Consider the following 15565-nt stretch of genomic DNA (forward strand, 5'->3'; position numbering starts at 1 on the left):
AGTCACTCGGTCGCGTCGGCCAGCGCCGCCGCGAGGGCGACCACGAGCGGGCGTGGCGCGGACTCCTCGAACCGCGCCAGTTCCTCGCCGTCGCGCTCGACGACCACCGTCGGGATCAGTGACACGTCGAACGTCTCCATCCCGGGGCCGTACTTACCGTCGTCGTCCCGTTCGACCGGGTAGACGTGGACGGCACTCGGGTCCACACCGGCCGCGTCGAGGGCCGCCGCGAACGCGGGCACCTGCTCGCGACAGTCCGGACACCAGTCGGCGGTCCAGACGTGGTAGGTGAGTTCCGCCGTCCCCAGTGTCTCTACCGCGTCGGCGTGCGCGGCGGCGTCCCAGTCGGGCGCGGGACGGAGCGTCTCCAGGTCGGTCTCGGCCAGTGTCGTCCGACTCGGCGTCTCGCCGAGTCGCGTACGTTCGGTCGCCACACCGACACGTGGGTGCTCGGCCGGTTTGAACACACCACCTCCGGTGGTTCCGGCCGGTGGGTGCGGGACGGCCAGCGACAGACCGGGCAGCTTCACGACCGCCGTCGTGTCCCACGCTCGGCGACCGAACGAGGCTTTATCCGTGTGAAGTTGGAACCCTCGACTCGTGACTCAGATCGAAGTGTCGCTGTCGGACCAGACCGACGGCGAGATCCGGCGGCTCGTCGAGCAGGGAGAGTTCATCAACCGCGACCAGGCGGTCGAGGACCTCCTCTCGCGTGGCCTGTCGGCGTACCAGACGACCGAAGACGAGCCGACGACGGAGATGGACGAGAGCATGTTCGACCAGATGACGGACGAACAGCAGGACCCGGCGCTCCAAGACGAGGGGACCGGCGACGAGTACACCTTCTGAGGGTCGCGGCGCGGTTCCCCGTCCGCGACCGAGTCGGGGGGTCCGGCGAACTGCAGTCTACGACCGGTCGGGGCGTCCGGTGAACTGCAGTCTACGACCACGCAGGGTAGCTCTCCGGTCCACCGTCCACGACCGTGTCGGTCCGTCCGGCGAGTCGCGGCGCTTATACCGGCGACGTGAGTGTACCCGCACATGACATCCTCGGGCGAGACCCACGAGTCACTACTGAGGCACGTCCTCGTCCCGGTGGCCGACGAGGCGGACGCCGACGCCACCGCACGTGCGTTGGCACCGTACGACCCCGAGCACGTGACGGCGACCCACGTCGTCGAGAAGGGCGGCGGCGTCCCCGACAAGACCCCGGTCGAACAGTCCGAACGGGTGGCAGAGGACGCCTACGCGGCAGTTCGACGAGTGTTCCCCGAGGCCGACGACCACACCGCGTACGGCGCCGACGTGGTCGAGACGATCTTCGAGACGGCCGACGCGGTCGACGCGACCGCGATCGCCTTCCAGTCGCGTGGCGGGAGCCGACTCGTCCAGTTCCTCTCCGGCGACCGGACGCTCCAGCTGGCGACCGAGGCGCCACTCCCCGTGATCGCGTTGCCGGCGACCGCCGCGACGGAGGCGAGTTCGACAGACACGGCCAGCGCTACCGAGGCGTCCGACGACGACTCGGCGGAGCCGGGAGGTGAGACCGCGTGAGCGACGACGAGGAACTCGCGAAGGACCTCGGGTTGCTGTCGGCGCTCACCATCGGTGTCGGGACGATGATCGGCGCGGGAATCTTCGTCCTGCCCGGACAGGCGGCCGCGGCGGCCGGTCCGGCGGTCGCGCTCTCGTTCGTGATCGGCGGCGGGATCTCGCTGCTCACGGCGATGTCCGCCTCCGAGTTGGGGACCGCGATGCCGAAGGCCGGCGGGAGCTACTACTACGTGAACCACGCGCTCGGACCGCTGTTCGGCTCCATAGCCGGCTGGGGGAACTGGATGGGACTCGCCTTCGCGAGCGCCTTCTACACGCTCGGGTTCGGGGAGTACCTCGCGACGTTCCTCCCGATGCCCGCTCCCTCGCTCGGGACGCTCGCGATCGCCGGCCTCTCGCTGGGGCCGTTCGGGCTGAGCGAGTTCCAGGTCGGCGCGCTGTTGGCCGGCACCGTCTTCATCACGGTCAACTACGTCGGCGCCAAGGAGACGGGGAGTATCCAGATCGTCATCGTCACGGTCCTCGTCGCGATCCTCACCGCGTTCTCGGTGCTCGGGTTCCTGCAGGCGGACGTGTCGACGCTGATGCCGTTCTTCCCGAGCGAGACCGGCGGGGCGACGGCGGTACTCCCGGCGACCGGGCTGGTGTTCGTCTCCTTCCTCGGGTTCGCCAAGATCACCACCGTCGCGGAGGAGTTGAAGAACCCCGGTCGGAACCTCCCGTTGGCGGTGATCGGGAGCGTCCTGATCGTCACCGCGATGTACGCCGTGATCATGGTCGTGTTGATGGGCGTCGTCAACTGGCGACAGTTGGGGCCCGACTTCACGACCACGCCGGTGTTGGACGTGGCCGAGATCGCCTTCGGAACGGTCGGGCTGGCCGCGTTCGGGGTGGCGCTGTTGACGTTCGCGGGGCTGCTCGCGACCGCGTCTTCGGCGAACGCGTCGATCCTCGCGTCCTCGCGGATCAACTTCGCGATGGGGCGTGACCGACTGATCACGTCGAAACTCAGCGAGGTCCACCCACGGTTCGCGACGCCGTACCGCAGCATCGCCGTCACCGGCGGGCTGATCCTCGGGTTCATCGTCGTCGGCGACGTGAAGACGCTCGCGAAGGCCGGGAGCGTCCTCCACCTGATCGTCTACGGGATGTTGAACCTCGCGTTGATCGTGATGCGAGAGTCCGAGGCCGAGGAGTACGATCCCGACTGGACCGTCCCGCTGTACCCAATCGTCCCGATCCTCGGCGCGATCACCTCCTTCGGACTGATCGCGTTCATGAAGCCGATCGAGATCGCCCTCTCGTTGGTGTTCGTCGGCGGCGGTGTCGTGTGGTACTTCCTCTACGCCCGCGGGAAGGCGGACAAGACGGGCATCCTGAGTCAGTACATCCTCTCGAACGCCGACGAGGTGCCGGACCCAGCCGTCTCGGCGGCGAAGTCCGTCCAACCCGACGGCGGCCAGTACCGCGTGCTGGTCCCGCTGGCGAACCCGGAGACGGAACGCGACCTCATCACCCTCGCCAGCGCCGTCGCGAAACAGCGTGGCGGCGTCGTCGACGCCGTCCACGTGATCACGGTGCCGGACCAGACCTCCCTGGAGTACGCCAGCGACCACCTGGAGGAGTTCGAGGAGGAGTACCACGCCGTCTTGGACGACGCTCGCACGGACGCGGAGACGTTCGGCGTCGAGGTGGAGACACACACGATCGTCTCCCACCGCGGTTACGAGGAGATCTTCGACGCCGCTCGCACCCACGACTCGGATCTGGTCGTGATGGGGTGGGATCCAGAGGCACACGGCGGGAGCGGGCGGCTGGAGTCGCGCACCTCCGAGTTGGGTGCGGACCTGCCGTGTGACTTCCTGGCGCTGCGCGATCGCGGGTTCGACCCCGAACACGTCCTGTTGCCCACCGCCGGTGGGCCGGAGTCGGACCTCTCGGCGGAGTTGGCGTCGATCCTCCGGCGCGAGTACGACTCGGAGGTGACCCTGTTGCACGTCGCGGACGACGAGGACCGCGGCGTGGCGTTCATGGACGACTGGGCCCGCGACCACGGCCTCTCGGACGTGAACATCCGCGTCGAGACCGGCGACACGGAGGCGGCAATCGAGCGGGCTGCCCGCGACGCGACGATGGTGTTGCTCGGCGCGACGGAGCGCGGGCTCCTCTCGCGGATCGTCGACGGCTCCGCCGTGATCGACGTGGCCGAGAACCTCGACTGTTCGGTCGTCCTCGCCGAACGCCCGACCGGGCGGTCGTTACGCGAGCGACTGTTCGGCTGACCGCGGCGACTCGCGGTCTCTCACTGGCGGGCGCTCACGCTCGGTGCCGAGACGCCTCCAGTGGGGCCGACGCTCTGTTGTGCGCTCGCTCACGAGGACCGCGGTCGTCCACCGGCGACGGCAGTGCGTCGCGGTCGCCAGACACGTTGCCGACGGCGACGAGGAATTAAGTACTCCCGTAGTATCTCGGGTATGGACGACTCCGTGCTGGACACCATCGGCTCGCCGTTGGTGCGCGTCGACGGCCCGCCGGGTGCCACGGTCGCCGCGAAGTTGGAGAGTCGGAACCCGGGTGGCTCCGCGAAGGACCGCCCGGCGCGGGCGATGATCGAGGCGGCCGAGGCTGCCGGCGAACTGACGCCGGGCGACGCCATCGTCGAACCCACCTCCGGCAACACCGGCGTCGGCATCGCCGTCGTCGCGGCCGCGAAGGGGTACGACGCCACCGTCGTGATGCCGGACTCGAAGAGCGCCGAGCGGCGACGACTGATCCGTGCCTACGGCGCGGACGTGGAACTCGTCGACGGGGACATCTCCGACGCCCGCGAGCGCGCCGACGAACTGGAACGACAGGGGATGGTGCAGCTCCACCAGTTCGAGAACGGCGCGAACCCGCAGGCGCACTACGAGACGACCGGCCCCGAGATCCTCGAGCAGCTGGACGGCCGTCGTCCGGACGCGCTGGTGTGTGGCGTCGGCACCGGCGGGACGATCACCGGGATCGGACGACGGCTCCGCGGGTCGTTCCCCGAGGTGGACGTGGTCGCCGTCGAGCCCGCCGAGAACGCGGTCCTCTCCGGCGATGCACCCGGCGACGACGCCTACCAGGGGATGGGCCCGGGGTTCGTCAGCGGGAACCTCGACACGGACCTGCTCGACGGCGTGCTCCGAGTGGACCTGGAGGCTGCGGAGGCGGAGTGCCGCCGTCTCGCTCGCGAGGAGGGGATCCTCGTCGGGCAGTCGTCGGGTGCGTCGAACCTCGCGGCTCGCCGGGTCGCCGAGCGGTTCGCGGCCGGTGAGTCGCCGGAGTACGACCCGATCGCACTCGACGGCTGGGAGCCGCGCGCGGACGCCGGCACGGCCGGCGAGGACCCGCTCGTCCTCACAGTCTACTGGGACTCCGGCGAGCGGTACATGTCGACGGGGATGTTCGCCGCCAACGACCGCGAGGAGTCCGGCGGCGACGAGCACACCGACACGGCTTAGACGACGGAGCCACCACGGGACAGTGTGCTCTCGGAGTACGACCACGAGTCGCTGCGCGCCGCACTCGCGACGTTCGGCGGCTACGGCCTGATCCTGCTCGTGATGACAGTCCTCCTCTTCGGCCTGCCGTACCTCGTGTTCTCGGCGCTGTGACCGGTTCGGTCGCGTTGACCTCACACGGGAGTCGACACTCCGCGTCGGGCCCCGTCGTCGAAGTCCTCTCCTCGGAGAACAGCGTCGCGCGGTCGCCCGCTCAGGCGAACGCGACGGCGTCGCCGGCTTCCGCGTCCGTGTCGGTGTCTTGGATCTTCTCCCACGCCTCGCGGAAGTCACCCATGCGGATCTCCGTCCGGTCGTCGCGGATGGCGAACATCCCCGCCTCCGTACAGATGGCCTTGATGTCGGCCCCGGAGGCGTCCGTCGCCATCTCCGCGAGTTCCGCGTAGTCCACGTCCTCGGCGGTCTGCATGTCCCGCGTGTGGATCTGGAAGATCAACTCCCGGCCCTCCTCGTCCGGCTTCGGCACTTCGATGAGGCGGTCGAACCGGCCCGGGCGGAGGATCGCCGAGTCGAGCATGTCGAACCGGTTCGTCGCGGCGATGATCCGGATGTCGCCCCGCTCGTCGAACCCGTCCATCTCCGAGAGTAGCTGCATCATCGTCCGCTGGACCTCCGCGTCCCCGGAGGTCTTCGAGTCCGTCCGCTTGGAGGCGATGGCGTCGATCTCGTCGACGAACAGGACGGCGGGCTCGTTCTCGCGGGCCACCTCGAAGAGGTCACGCACCAACTTGGCCCCCTCGCCGATGAACTTGTGGACCAGCTCCGAGCCGGCCATCTTGATGAACGTCGCGTCCGTCTGGTTCGCGACGGCCTTCGCCAGCATCGTCTTCCCCGTCCCCGGCGGGCCGTGGAGTAAGACGCCGCTCGGGGGCTGGATGCCCACGTCGTCGAACATCTCCGGGTTCTTCAGCGGCATCTCGACGGTCTCGCGTACCTCCGTCATCTGCTCGTCGAGCCCGCCGATGTCCTCGTAGTTCACCTCCGGCGAGTGGTCGACCTGCATCACGCGTGCCCGCACGTCCGTCTCGTTCTCCAGCCGCTTGACCACCGACAGCGAGTTGTTCACCGCGACGCGGTCGTCCGGCTCCAGGTCCTCGCGCATCTCGTCGGTGACCTCGGTGAGCGCCTCCTGGTTGTTGCCGTGCTGTTTGATGACGACCCCCTCGTCGGTGAGCTCCTGGACGGTCGCGACGAACAGCGGCGACTGTTTGAGCTTCTTGTTCTCGTGGGTGAGCCGCTCCAGCTTCTGCTGGTACTTGTTGTTCTCCGCGTTGGCGTCGAGCAGCCGGTCGCGCATCTCCTCGTTCTGTGACTCCAGTGCGTCCAACCGCTCGCGCAACGCCTCGATCTTCTCCTGCCGGGAAGCCTCCTCGTCGTACGGGAGGTCGACTCCCTCCACCGTGTCGGTCATTGCCAGCGATAGGCGACTGACGGACAAGAGGCTTCGGGTGCCGGGGACACCGTCACCCTCGCTGCCCTCTTCGATGCCCGAGAGTAATCGAGAGGGATGGTAAGTATTATGTTCTGGCATACCCTGACTCGGTGTACGATGAGTGCCTCAGAGTCTGCAGTGGCCGAGGAGACGAGCGAGACCGGTTGGGACGCGGTCGCGGAGTTGCCGCCGAGCGCGAAGCTCGTCGCGAAGGTACTGGAGTACGAAGACACGCTCTCGCAGAGCCAGATCGCCGAGGAGACGCTGTTGCCGCCACGGACAGTCCGGTACGCCCTCTCGCGGCTGGAGGACGCCGACGCCGTGGAGTCGCGGTTCTCCTTCGCCGACGCTCGCAAGCGACTGTACACGCTGTCGCTGTAACCGCATCGCCGACTCCACCGTAGCCGAACTGTCGTCGTCGTAGTCGAAGTCGCCTCCCGTTCTCGCCGTCGTCGTAGTCGAAGTCGCCTCCCGTTCTCGCCGTCGTCGTAGTCGAGTGAGTTCGTCGTCCCCGACTGGGGCTCTCGACAGGGTCGTGACTCGTCCTCGACCGGCAGGCGTCTGGGTCTCCCCCGAGTTCGCTGGCCCGGGGGACTGGCGGGAGCCCGGGGCGGCGAAGGTTCAAGTACGAACCCGCGACCACTCTCTCCGTGCTCGACCAGACACGGACGAGAGAGACGAGAGAGACGGGAGAGACGACTCCGCAGAGCGGAGAGTCGGACGCGGAGCAGACGACGAGCAGTTCCCCTCGGACGACCACACGCCGCGTGTTGGACGTGTTGGCGACGGGGAGAGACACCCCACCGGACCCCGATACGACACTCGCGAGCGCGACGGCGGCCGTCGACCGACTCGACCGTGCCGCGCAGTTCCGTCGCCGCGGTGGCCTCGACCGACTCCGGCAGATCGCCGGGGCGTCGGCAGGGTCCCCGCCGCTCGACGAGGTGTCCGCGACGACACTGCTGCGAGACGACTCCCGACCGCCACCGGTTCGGGCGGCTGCCGCACTCGTCGTCTTCGAGCGCCTCCGGCGAGCGGTCGGCGACACGACGGCACCGAACGACTCAGGGGGGAGGCGCGCGAAGGGACCACAGACGTGACACGAGTCGTCCACACCGGGGACACACACGTGGGGTACCGGCAGTACCACTCGCCGGAGCGCCGCGAGGACTTCCGCGAGGCGTTCGAACGGGTGGTGACGGACGCCGTCGAGGCGGAGGTGGACGCGGTGGTCCACGCCGGCGACCTCTTCCACGACCGGCGGCCGGAGCTACCGGACCTGCTTGGTGTACTGTCCGCACTGCGCGAACTCGACGCCGCCGGCGTCCCGTTCCTCGCCGTCGTCGGCAACCACGAGTCGACACGTGGCGGCCAGTGGCTCGACCTCTTCGAGTCGCTCGGCCTGGCGACGCGACTGGGGGACGAACCGATCGTCGTCGGGGACACGGCCTTCTACGGACTCGACCACGTCCCCGAGTCACGACGCGACGACCTGACCTACGAGTTCGCGCCACACGACGCCGACAGCGCGGCGCTCGTCGCACACGGCCTGTTCACCCCGTTCGCACACGGCGAGTGGGACACGGAGACGGTGCTCGAGGAGGCGACCGTCGACTTCGACGCCGTCCTGCTCGGAGACAATCACGAACCCGACCAGGCGCAGGTGCGCGACACCTGGGTCACCTACTGCGGGTCGACGGAGCGTGCAAGCGCCACGGAGCGGGACCCACGCGGCTACAACCTCGTGACCTTCGACGAGACGGTCGACGTACGCCGCCGAACACTGGAGACACGCGAGTTCGTCTTCGTGGAGGCGGAGTTGGGCGCGGGCGAGGGGACCGAGCGCGTCCGCGACCGACTCCGGGAGTACGACCTGACGGACGCGGTCGTGATCGTCGAGATCACCGGCGAGGGCGAGCCGGTGACCCCCGCCGAAGTGGAGTCGTTCGCCGTCGACGAGGGGGCACTGATCGCGCGGGTGAGAGACCGCCGCGAGGTGGAGTCGACGGCGGAGGTGTCCGTCGAGTTCGCCGACCCGGACGAGGCTGTCCGCGAGCGACTCTCGGAGATGGGGCTCTCGGAGCCCGCACGCGAGGTGGACGACCTGGTCCGCGACGACGGTGTCACCGACAGCAACGTCCGCGAGCGGGTGACACGTCGCGTCCGGGAGCGACTCGACGCGGACGGCGACGAGAACCTGCTCGACGCCGTCGACCGCACCGCGTCGTTCGAATCGGGAGACGAGACCGACGAACCGGGTGGGGAGACGGGTGAGGACGACGGGGCGAGCGGCGAGGAGACCGACACCGACGAACGGGACGACTCGGAGGAGAGTGATACGGGCGGCGCAGACACGGACGACACAGACGAGACGAGTGACACCACCGCCGACGACACGAGTGAGACGAGCACCGACGACACGACCGACTCGGACGACGACACGGACGACACCCAACAGATCACGATGGAGGACCTGACGTGAAGTTCGACCGTATCAGACTCCGGAACTTCAAGCCGTACGGGGACGCAGACGTTCGCCTCTCCGAGGGAGTGACCGTCATCCACGGGCTCAACGGCAGCGGGAAGTCCTCGCTGTTGGAGGCGTGTTTCTTCGCGCTGTACGGCTCCGCCGCCCTCGACGGGACGCTCGAGGACGTGATCACCAACGGCGGCACGGAGACGGACGTGGAACTGTGGTTCACGCACGCGGGTGAGTCGTACCACCTCACCCGCGAGCTCCGGACGTACGGCGACCAGGCGCAGACCGCGACCTGTACGCTCGCGACGGCCGACGACGGCGAGATCATCCGCGACGGCGCGACCGACGTGGAGACGTTCGTCGCCGAGTTGCTACGGATGGACGCCGAGGCGTTCGTCAACTGCGCGTACGTCAAGCAGGGCGAGGTGAACAAACTCATCGAGGCGACGCCGAGCACGCGCCAGGACATGATCGACGACCTCCTCCAACTCGGCAAGTTGGAGGAGTACCGCGACCGAGCGGGGGAGGCGCGGCTCGGCGTCGAGGACGTCCTCGGCGAGCAGCGTGGGAACCTCGAGGGACTCGACGACCAGGTCGGGGCGAAGGAGGCGAAGGACCTCCACGAGCAGCTGAACGCCGCCGAGTCGAAGCTGACCGAGGTCGACGACCAGATCGACCAGTACGAGACGGAGAAGGAGAAGGCCGAAGAGACACGCGAGCAGGCCCAGTCGATCCTCGACGAGTACGAGGAGAAGCGCGCAGAGCTCGCCGATCTCGAGACCGAGATCGACGACCTCGAGACGAAGATCCGGACGACGGAGTCCGAACGCGAGGAGGTGACCGAGGAGGTCGCGTCACTCCGCGACCGGAAGACCTCTCTCGCCGACGACCTCGACGACGCGCTCGCCGAGACGGAGGTGGACGACGCCGACGAGGAGGCGGTGGCTGCACGGCGCGCGGAACTGGAGGAACGGGAGTCCGACTTCCGGGAGGACCTTCTGGAGGCTCGCGACGACGTGACGAGCGCGGAGAACCGTGCCGAGACCCTCCGCGAGACGGCCGTAGACCTCGAAGAGCGTGCCGAACGGAAGCGAGAGCGTGCCGACGAGACGGAGAGCGACCTCGCGGAGGCCCGTTCGGAACTCGAGGAACTCCGTGAGCGACGCGAGGCGAAGCGCGACGAGCGCGAGCGACTCCGCGCGGAGTTCGAGGACGCGCCGGTGAGCGTCGGCGGGGCGAGCGCGTACCGCGAGGAGGTGCAGTCGGACCTCTCGACGGTCCGCGGAGAGATCGAGGACGTGCGGACGGAGCTGAACACGACACGCGAGGCAGTCGAGCGCGGTGAGGACCTCCGAGAGGCGGGGAAGTGTCCGGAGTGTGGCCAGTCCGTCGAGGGGTCACCACACGTCGACTCGCTCGCGGAGGAACGCGAGCGGGTCACGACGTTGGAAGCCGACCTCGCCGACCTGCGCGACGAGCGCGAGGCGCTCGAGACGAGACTCGATCGGGCCGAGACTCTCCGCGAGGTGGAGAGTGACCTAGACAACGTGTCGAACACGCTTGACCTCCTCGACAGCGAGATCGAGAGCACCGAGGCCGACATCGAAGATACCGAGGACCGGATCGAACGCCTCCGAGAGGAGGCAGACGAGTTGGCAACGGAGGCGACCGAGAAGCGCGAGAGCGCCGCAGCGGCCGACACCGACGCCGAGGACGCCCGCGAGCGGATCGCCTCGATCAACGCGGAGATACAGGAGATCACGGAGGCCCGAGAGCGGCTGGACCGTGTCGACGACCTCCGCGAGGAACGGGCGAACGTCCAGTCGGAGATCGAACGGCTCTCCGAGAGACGCGACAGTCTCGAGCAGTTGAACGACGAGCGGCGCGACACGCTGGCGGACAAGCGGGAGCGACGCGACGAACTCGCCGCGGGTGTCGACGAGTCACGAGTCGAGCAGGCACGCGACGACTTCTCGCGGGCCGACGACTACGTCGAACGCGTGACCGAGAAACTCGACGAACTCGACACGCGACGCGACGAGATCACGACCGAGATCGGACGCATCCAGAACGAACTCGACGAACTCGAGGATCTCCGCGATCGCCGCGACCACGTCGCCGAGCGGGTCGACGCCCTCGAACGCCTCCGCGAGGAGACCGCAGAGTTGGAGACCACCTACGGCGACCTCAGGGCGGACCTCCGCCAGCAGAACGTGGAGAGTCTGGAGGCGCGACTCAACGAGACGTTCGAGTTGGTGTACGGCAACGACGCCTACTCGCACATCGAACTCGACGGCCAGTACGAACTCACGGTGTACCAGAAGGACGGCGAGCCGCTGGCCCCCGATCAACTGTCCGGCGGCGAGCGGGCGCTGTTCAACCTCTCGCTCCGCTGTGGGATCTACCGGCTCCTCGCGGAGGGTGTCGAGGGCGCGGCGCCGACGCCGCCGTTGATCCTCGACGAGCCGACGGTGTTCTTGGACGACGGCCACGTCTCGCGACTAGTCGACCTCGTCGAACAGATGCGCGGGTTCGGGGTGGCACAGATCGTCATCGTCTCCCACGACGACGAACTCGTCGGCGCGGCCGACGACCTGCTGCGCGTCGAGAAGAACCCGACCACGAACCGCTCGACGGCCGAGCGGGTCGCGGACGCCTCGCTGGCCGAGGTGCGCGAGGCGACGCCGTCGGACGACTGACGACGGGCGTCTCCGGGAGAGGGCACGGAGTTCGGGCGGACCCCGACGAGGACGGAACGCGGCGTTCGGACGACGACGGGGCCGACGATCACCGCAGGCGATCGACGACACGGCGCGCGTCGGCGGTCGGCTCGTACCCCGGCACGCCGGCGACTGTCGTCTCGGTCACCAGTCCCGCGGCGCGGAACTCCCCGAGAATCCCGTGGAGGTCCGACTCACAGAGATCGTAGGCGTCGGTGAGCGTCTCGGCGGCCGTCGGCCCGCGGTCCACAACTTCGACGAGCAGCCCCAGCGCTCGGTCGTCGGGACACGCGAGGACGGCACGCCGGGTCGCGTCGTCGAGTCCGGCCGCCGCAGCCTCCAACGCCGACGTGTCGTCGACGGGCGTCAACGCGTCGTTGGGGCGGTACGTCTCCTCGCCCGTCTCGGGGTCGCGGACCAGACTGGACTCGTCGGATCGCTTCACCAACACGTAGCGGCGCCCGTCGTCGTCGACGAGTGTCTGCACACCAGTGGGTTCGGGCCGCGAGCGAAAGTCCGTGTCGGTCGCGACCCGAACAGTCGAGCGGGCGAAGCGGTGGTCCGACCGTGGATCAGCTGTACCGGAAGTCCGACTCGTCGCGGTCGTCGTCGCCGGGACTGTGTGGGAAGGCGTCGGCGTCGGGTTCGTCCATCTCGATGGACTCCGGCGGTTGTCCCGCAGTGTCGAGCACCTCGTCGGCGATCTGGATCGGACACTCGAAGCGGATCGCGACGGCGATGGCGTCGCTGGGCCGCGCGTCGAAGACGAACTCGCGAGGCTGCCCGCTCTCGTACACTTCCGCGTCGACCTTGGCGTAGAAGGTGCCGTCGGTCAAGTCGTCGATACGGACGCCGTCGACCGCCCCGCCGAACTCCGTCACCATCTCGACGAGGAGGTCGTGGGTGAGGGGACGCTCGAACACCCGATCGGTGAGGCCGAGTCGGATCGCGTTCGCCTGGTCGCGCGTGACGAAGATGGGGAGGAGTTCCGACCGCGCACGGAGGATCACCGCGGGCACTTCGTCGCCGTCCGGCCCCACTCCCACGCCGATCCCGGCGATCTCGGCCTCGTGTTCCATACCGGTCGTTGGAACGGGGGGTACGAATAGGTGCCGCCGCCGGTCACCGTGTGGGGTTCTCTCACCCTCACCCGCCCGACGTGGGTCCGGCGTGTCCGTCGAGTCTCACCACTCCGCGAGACCCCCGTCGAGTCTCACCACTCCGCGAGACCCCCGTCGAGTCTCACCACTCCGCGACGCGCCCGTCGTCGTGTCGCCACACTGGGTTGTGCCAGTCCACGTCGCCGGCTCGCTCGCGGACGACCGACTCGTCGATCTCGATTCCCAGTCCCGGTCCCGTCGGTAACGGCACCGTCCCGTCGTCGTAGGCGAACACGTCCGGATCGGCGAGGTAGTCCAACACGTCGCTCGTCTCGTTGTAGTGGATGTCGAGACTCTGCTCTTGGATCACGGCGTTGTGGGTACAGGCGTCCACCTGGAGACAGGCCGCCAGTGCGATCGGGCCGAGCGGACAGTGTGGCGCGAGACTCACGTCGTGAGCCGCCGCGCTCGCGGCGATCTTCCGCACCTCCGTGATCCCGCCGGCGTGCGAGAGGTCCGGCTGGAGCACGTCCACACCACCCCGTTCCAGCAGGTCCCGGACGTCCCACCGCGAGTAGCGCCGTTCGCCCGTCGCGATGGGCACCGTCGTCCGCGCCGCCAGCGCGGGGAGTTCGTCGTCGTGCTCGGGCAACACGGGTTCCTCGACGAAGTACGGGTCGTACGGCTCCAGTGCCGCGATCAGTCGCTTCGCCATCGTCTTCGAGGCGCGCCCGTGGAAGTCGACGGCCACGTCCACCTCGGGACCGACCGCCTCCCGGACCGCGGCGAGCCGCTCCGCGGCGGCGTCGACGGCCGCCGGCGAGTTGAGTCTGTCCAACTCCGCCGTGGCGTTCATCTTCAGCGCGTCGAACCCCGCGTCGACCTTCTCCGCGGCCGCCGCCGCGACGCCCTCGGGACGGTCGCCGCCGACCCACTGGTAGACGCGCACCGCGTCTCGCACCGGGCCGCCGAGGAGGTCGTACACCGGCGCGCCGAACTGCTTCCCCTTGATGTCCCACAGCGCCTGGTCGACACCCGCGATGGCGGACATCAACACGGGGCCCCCGCGGTAGAAGCCGCCGCGGTACATCGTCTGCCAGTGATCCTCGATCCGCGTCGGGTCCTCGCCGAGCAGGTACGTGTCGAACAGCTCTTCGACCGCCGTCTCGACGGTGCGAGCACGCCCCTCCACGACCGGCTCGCCCCACCCGACGAGCCCGGTGTCCGTCTCTACCTTCAGGAACAGCCACCGCGGCGGCACCTGGAACAGTTCGTAGTCGACGATCTCCATGGCCCCCGTTCGAGCGACGGGTGGTAAATCGTACCGCCTATGCCCGCCCGGCCCGTGACGGGTAGTGATGCGAACGATCGACGCCGCCGGACTGGCGATCGGCGACGACCACCCACCGCGGATCATGGGCGTACTCAACGTCTCCTCGGAGTCGCCGTACGACCCGAGCGTGTACGACGACCCGGGCGAGGCGGCCCGGTACGTCGACGAGGAGTTGATCGACGAGGGCGCGGACATCGTCGACGTGGGACTGGAGTCCGCGAACAAGGACCTCGACGTGCTCTCGCCGGAGCAGGAACTCGAACGGCTCGACACCGCCGTCGAGACGATCGAGTCCGTCTCCGGCGACGCCGTCTTCTCCATCGAGACGCGCTACCACGAGGTCGCCGACGAGGCCCTCTCGCGTGGGTTCGATATGGTCAACGACATCTGTGGGTTCGCGGACCCGGAGATGCCCCGTGTCTGCCGGGACCACGACGCGGCAGTGAGCAAGATGGCCTCGCCGCCGGATCTGGAACGGCCCGGCGCGATCGAGGACGTCGACGAGATCTACGAGGCGTTGACCCAGAACGGGTTCACGGACAAGACCATCGTCGACCCAGCCTTCGGCGGCTGGAGCGAGGCGAAGACACACGCCGACGACCGCGAGACGTTCCGTCGCCTCCGGGAGTTCCGCGGCTACGGCCGACCGATGCTCGTCTCGATCAACCGCAAGAGCTTCCTCAAGGGGATCGCCGGACGCGACACGGAGGGCGCACTGCCGGTGTCGTTGGCCGCCACCTCGATGGCGGTCGAGCGCGGCGCACACGTGATCCGGACCCACGACGTGGCCGAGACCCGCGACGCGGCGCTGATCGGCGCGGAGTTCGCCCGCGGACGAGCCGGCGTGATGGACGACGACCCGCGAGCCGGCGGCGCCTGCGAGCCGGGCGAGGTGCGCGTCGAGGAGTTGAACGTCACCACGCCGGGGGAGGCACGGCGTCACCTCGACCGGATCGAGGGTGACGAGGCCGTCGCGGCGGGCGCGGCGACGCGGGTGTACGAACTCTCCGGGCTGGACCCGGCCGGACTGGGTGCGCTGCGGGCCGCGGCCGTCGGGACGGCGGCGACTGTCGCACCCTCGGGGGACGGCCACGGCGCGCTCGTGTTCGGCTCCCCGGCGGCACTCGACGCACTCGTGCGTGGGATCGACGACGAGGCGCCGCTGGGAGACGCCGTGCGGGCGTTGGCGGACGACTGGAAGTAGGGAAAACTTATACCGAACGCGGTCCACTACTCCGACGAAGCCGGAACGGCACCACGGGTAGGGGTACTTGGGTGCCACTCCGGCAACCGTACCGAGACAGAACCGACGAGTGGCGACGCTCTCCTGCGGTGCGTGTGGTGGGCGGCGACGACGAGCAGGTGGTGTCGGGTGTGTCGGCGGCGACGCGCGCGGCGA

The 15565-nt window shown here is 68.8% G+C and carries 14 protein-coding genes and 1 pseudogene; 10 read left to right on the forward strand and 5 right to left on the reverse strand.

Features of this window, described 5'->3' with window-relative positions:
• Nucleotides 1-2: 2 nt before the first annotated feature.
• Complete coding sequence (locus RYH80_RS00625; protein ID WP_370904618.1) at nucleotides 3-386, reverse strand: thioredoxin family protein; 384 nt, start codon at nucleotides 384-386, stop codon at nucleotides 3-5.
• 214 nt (nucleotides 387-600) lie between these two features.
• Here RYH80_RS00625 and RYH80_RS00630 point away from each other — a divergent pair, with 214 nt between their 5' ends.
• The 5 genes and pseudogenes from RYH80_RS00630 (at nucleotide 601) to RYH80_RS00650 (ending at nucleotide 5195) form a co-directional block, all read left to right on the forward strand.
• Nucleotides 601-849 carry a DUF7120 family protein gene (locus RYH80_RS00630; protein ID WP_370901926.1) on the forward strand — a complete coding sequence of 83 codons (249 nt, stop codon included), beginning with the start codon at nucleotides 601-603 and terminating at the stop codon, nucleotides 847-849.
• A 192-nt stretch (nucleotides 850-1041) separates the two neighbouring features.
• Nucleotides 1042-1464, forward strand: a pseudogene (locus RYH80_RS00635) (universal stress protein); the annotation flags it as partial.
• Between the two features lie 86 nt (nucleotides 1465-1550).
• Nucleotides 1551-3836: an amino acid permease gene (locus RYH80_RS00640; protein WP_370901927.1), complete on the forward strand. Its 2286-nt coding sequence runs from the start codon at nucleotides 1551-1553 to the stop codon at nucleotides 3834-3836.
• Nucleotides 3837-4028: 192 nt separating this feature from the next.
• On the forward strand, nucleotides 4029-5042 hold the full coding sequence (locus tag RYH80_RS00645; RefSeq protein WP_370901928.1) for a PLP-dependent cysteine synthase family protein: 1014 nt from the start codon (nucleotides 4029-4031) through the stop codon (nucleotides 5040-5042).
• A gap of 24 nt (nucleotides 5043-5066) precedes the next feature.
• Complete coding sequence (locus RYH80_RS00650; protein WP_370901929.1) at nucleotides 5067-5195, forward strand: hypothetical protein; 129 nt, start codon at nucleotides 5067-5069, stop codon at nucleotides 5193-5195.
• Nucleotides 5196-5295: 100 nt separating this feature from the next.
• Here the strand turns inward: RYH80_RS00650 and pan1 are convergent, their stop codons facing one another.
• Nucleotides 5296-6513, reverse strand: coding sequence for a proteasome-activating nucleotidase Pan1 (gene pan1, locus RYH80_RS00655; protein ID WP_370901930.1), 1218 nt, complete (start codon nucleotides 6511-6513; stop codon nucleotides 5296-5298).
• Nucleotides 6514-6651: 138 nt separating this feature from the next.
• On the opposite strand from pan1, the gene RYH80_RS00660 reads away from it, so the two are divergent.
• From RYH80_RS00660 to rad50, 4 genes are all read left to right on the forward strand, one after another.
• Nucleotides 6652-6915: a winged helix-turn-helix transcriptional regulator gene (locus RYH80_RS00660; protein ID WP_370901931.1), complete on the forward strand. Its 264-nt coding sequence runs from the start codon at nucleotides 6652-6654 to the stop codon at nucleotides 6913-6915.
• Between the two features lie 269 nt (nucleotides 6916-7184).
• Nucleotides 7185-7634 carry a DUF7966 family protein gene (locus RYH80_RS00665; protein WP_370901932.1) on the forward strand — a complete coding sequence of 150 codons (450 nt, stop codon included), beginning with the start codon at nucleotides 7185-7187 and terminating at the stop codon, nucleotides 7632-7634.
• Nucleotides 7631-9016: a DNA double-strand break repair protein Mre11 gene (gene mre11 / locus RYH80_RS00670; RefSeq protein ID WP_370901933.1), complete on the forward strand. Its 1386-nt coding sequence runs from the start codon at nucleotides 7631-7633 to the stop codon at nucleotides 9014-9016. The genes RYH80_RS00665 and mre11 overlap by 4 nt, the downstream gene beginning before the upstream one ends.
• Nucleotides 9013-11712 carry a DNA double-strand break repair ATPase Rad50 gene (rad50, locus tag RYH80_RS00675; RefSeq protein ID WP_370901934.1) on the forward strand — a complete coding sequence of 900 codons (2700 nt, stop codon included), beginning with the start codon at nucleotides 9013-9015 and terminating at the stop codon, nucleotides 11710-11712. Before mre11 ends, rad50 begins: the two co-directional genes overlap by 4 nt.
• A gap of 88 nt (nucleotides 11713-11800) precedes the next feature.
• Here rad50 and RYH80_RS00680 read toward each other — a convergent pair whose 3' ends face one another.
• The 3 genes from RYH80_RS00680 to dgoD all read right to left on the reverse strand — a co-directional run bounded on the left by RYH80_RS00680 (nucleotide 11801) and on the right by dgoD (nucleotide 14124).
• Nucleotides 11801-12220 (reverse strand): DUF7346 family protein, encoded by a 420-nt coding sequence (locus RYH80_RS00680; protein WP_370901935.1) that lies wholly within the window; start codon nucleotides 12218-12220, stop codon nucleotides 11801-11803.
• Nucleotides 12221-12305: 85 nt separating this feature from the next.
• The gene (locus RYH80_RS00685; protein ID WP_370901936.1) at nucleotides 12306-12812 is read right to left on the reverse strand and encodes a bifunctional nuclease family protein; all 507 of its coding nucleotides are present in this window, start codon (nucleotides 12810-12812) and stop codon (nucleotides 12306-12308) included.
• A 163-nt stretch (nucleotides 12813-12975) separates the two neighbouring features.
• The gene (dgoD, locus tag RYH80_RS00690) at nucleotides 12976-14124 is read right to left on the reverse strand and encodes a galactonate dehydratase (protein ID WP_370901937.1); all 1149 of its coding nucleotides are present in this window, start codon (nucleotides 14122-14124) and stop codon (nucleotides 12976-12978) included.
• 67 nt (nucleotides 14125-14191) lie between these two features.
• Between dgoD and RYH80_RS00695 the strand changes: the two genes are divergently transcribed.
• Complete coding sequence (locus RYH80_RS00695; RefSeq protein WP_370901938.1) at nucleotides 14192-15370, forward strand: dihydropteroate synthase; 1179 nt, start codon at nucleotides 14192-14194, stop codon at nucleotides 15368-15370.
• The last annotated feature ends 195 nt before the right edge of the window (nucleotides 15371-15565 follow it).

Source organism: Halobaculum sp. MBLA0147 (assembly GCF_041361345.1).
In the GTDB taxonomy this organism is placed as follows: Archaea; Halobacteriota; Halobacteria; order Halobacteriales; family Haloferacaceae; genus JAHENP01.

Excerpts from the sequence above, each read along its gene's own strand:
- RYH80_RS00660 (WP_370901931.1), top strand. The coding sequence starts at position 6,652 with ATGAGTGCCTCAGAGTCTGCAGTGGCCGAGGAGACGAGCGAGACCGGT.
- pan1 (WP_370901930.1), bottom strand. The coding sequence starts at position 6,513 with ATGACCGACACGGTGGAGGGAGTCGACCTCCCGTACGACGAGGAGGCT.
- RYH80_RS00685 (WP_370901936.1), bottom strand. The coding sequence starts at position 12,812 with ATGGAACACGAGGCCGAGATCGCCGGGATCGGCGTGGGAGTGGGGCCG.
- RYH80_RS00645 (WP_370901928.1), top strand. The coding sequence starts at position 4,029 with ATGGACGACTCCGTGCTGGACACCATCGGCTCGCCGTTGGTGCGCGTC.
- RYH80_RS00695 (WP_370901938.1), top strand. The coding sequence starts at position 14,192 with ATGCGAACGATCGACGCCGCCGGACTGGCGATCGGCGACGACCACCCA.
- dgoD (WP_370901937.1), bottom strand. The coding sequence starts at position 14,124 with ATGGAGATCGTCGACTACGAACTGTTCCAGGTGCCGCCGCGGTGGCTG.